General features: G+C 40.5%; 1 protein-coding gene and 1 pseudogene. One reads left to right on the plus strand and one right to left on the minus strand.

Features of this window, described 5'->3' with window-relative positions; all coding sequences use genetic code 11:
* Nucleotides 1-900, plus strand: a pseudogene (locus Q0296_RS02225) (hypothetical protein); the annotation flags it as partial.
* A gap of 17 nt (nt 901-917) precedes the next feature.
* Here the strand turns inward: Q0296_RS02225 and Q0296_RS02230 are convergent.
* On the minus strand, nt 918-1,973 hold the full coding sequence (locus tag Q0296_RS02230; protein ID WP_298036057.1) for a glycoside hydrolase family 3 N-terminal domain-containing protein: 1,056 nt from the start codon (nt 1,971-1,973) through the stop codon (nt 918-920).
* Nucleotides 1,974-2,492: the final 519 nt, after the last annotated feature.

Raw genomic sequence — 2,492 nt, forward strand, 5'->3', positions numbered from 1 at the left:
AATTTAGCCAGTTTAAAAACACAAAATTTACCGCTTTTGGAAATTTTCATCTCTATGTTTTTATGTGAGCTTGAAGCTCTTGTAAAAAAGGGGATAAAAAGCGACTATGTGGCTCTAGAAGAGAATCTAAATTTCCTAAAAGGAAAGCTTAATATAAACGAGCAGATCAAAAGAAATAGCATCCACAAAGAGTGGTTTTACGTAGGATACAGCGAATTTTTAAGCGACATAAAGATAAATAGGATCATAAAATCAACGCTTAAATTTCTATACAAAAAGTCAAATTCAAGTAAAAATCAACAAAAAATACGCGAGCTTTTATTTATATTTGACGAAGTTTCTACGTGTGAGGATTATAAAAATTTCTTTGCAAATCTCATCATAAACCGCCAAGTAAAGCACTATGAGCAAACTCTTTTATGGTGCAAGATCTTTTTGCTTGGCAACTCATTTACACCGCACAAGGGCGATGATCTAGCCTTTGCCTTGCTATTTGATATGAATGCACTTTTTGAAAGCTATGTTGGAAATTTTATTAAGAAAAAATATGCCGATGTTAGCTTACAGCACTCTGAAAAACACCTAGTAGAAAATCCAAAAAGCTTTAAACTAAGACCTGACATATTTTTAAAAGATAAATTTATAGCCGATACAAAATGGAAGATCATCAGGCAAGATAATAAAGAAAACGAGGAAAAGTATAAAATCTCACAAGCTGACCTATATCAACTATATGCTTACGGCAAAAAATATGAGTGCGGAAGGCTTTATCTAATATACCCAAAGATAGACGGCGTAGAGCAAGAGCCTATGAAATTTAGATACGAAGATGTAATGTGGCTTGAAATTTTATATTTTGATCTTGAAAAAGACGAAAATAACGCAAATTTACTAGCGTAACTTTCTAAAAGCCAAATTTAAAGCTTCGCTTTTAGAGCCATTATCCTCTTATATGATGCGTCTATTCGCTCTTTGCTGATCTTTTTCTCATTTACAGCATCAATTATGATCTGAGTGATCAGATCAGCTGTTCTTTGGTTATTTATCTTAAACTCGCTAAAAAGCAAAATATCGCCACCTGCGTTTATGAATTTCACCACTTTTTGCGCTAAAGCTTCGTCGCCAACGCCTTTCATCAGCATATCATCGCTGATAACCACACCATTAAATTTAAGCTCATTGCGAAGCAGATCAGTTATTATTTTTTTAGAAAGTGTGGCTGGATTGTCCTCGTCGATGCCCTTTACAAAAAGGTGACCGACCATGATGATCTGCGCTCTACCGGTGCTTATGGCGTCTTTGTATGGCAGTAGCGCATCTTTACTTAGCGTGACCTCGCTCTTATTTTTATGTGAGTCCTCTTTTGAGCTACCATGCCCTGGGAAGTGCTTAAGTGTCGTTAGGATGCCCTGCTCTTTAAATGCGTCCATAAAGGCATCAGCGTAGATTACCACCTTGCTTGCATACTCGCTAAACGCCCTTTGCTTAGCTGCGATGATCGGTGAGTTTTCATCGTGCAGATCGACCACTGGGGCGAAATTTAAATTTATGCCACACTCTTTTAAATTTATAGCCATTTTTGAGTAGAGGGCGTATGCACTTTTGATATCAAGCGTGCTTGCGACCTCGTATGCGCTAGGATATGGGCCATCAAAGCTCTTGTCTTTCATACGGCTTACGTTGCCGCCCTCTTCGTCGATAGCGATGAAAATTTTAGGGCTTTTCTCTTTGATCGCCTTTATGCTAGCTTTTAGCTGGGCTTTACTGGTGACATTTCTGCCAAGTAGCATCACTCCGCCAAATCTCTCGTAGCCAGCGTCGCTTAACATCGCGCGAAACGCAGCGTCTTTTGTGCTAGCTCCGTTAAAGCCAACCATTATCATCTGCGAGACCTTGGCTCTTAGGCTCACTTCAGCGCCGTTTAACCCCAAAGCAAAAATAGCCACAAAAAGTATAAATTTTAAAGCTCTCATCTTCTTCCCAAAAGCGATTTTACGCTCTCAAAAACGTCTTTGCCATTCAGCATATTTTCAACCTCACTAGCAATAGGCACATATATGCCCTTTTCTTTAGCGATCTTGCTAATAGCCCTTGCGGTATCCACGCCCTCTGCCACCTCGCCAAGCTCATTTAAAATTTTTTCTAGTCTCTCGTGCCTTGCGATGCCAAGGCCTACGCGGTAGTTGCGTGAGAGTATCGATGAGGCGGTTAAGAAAAGGTCCCCTGCGCCGCTTAGCCCCATAAATGTCTCATCTTTTGCACCAAAAAATTTGCCAAATCTAGCCATCTCGACAAGCCCACGCGAAATGAGGCTAGCCCTTGCGTTGTTGCCAAGACCAAGACCGTCGCAGATACCACCAGCTATGGCGATCACGTTTTTATAGGCTCCGCACACCTCAGCGCCGATCACATCATCAGATGTGTAGGCTTTCATATAGCTCTGTCTCTTATACACATCTCCGAGCCCACGAGACCGTACTAGATCTCGTATG

The sequence above is a fragment of the uncultured Campylobacter sp. genome, from assembly GCF_937890585.1.
Taxonomy (GTDB): Bacteria; Campylobacterota; Campylobacteria; order Campylobacterales; family Campylobacteraceae; genus Campylobacter_A.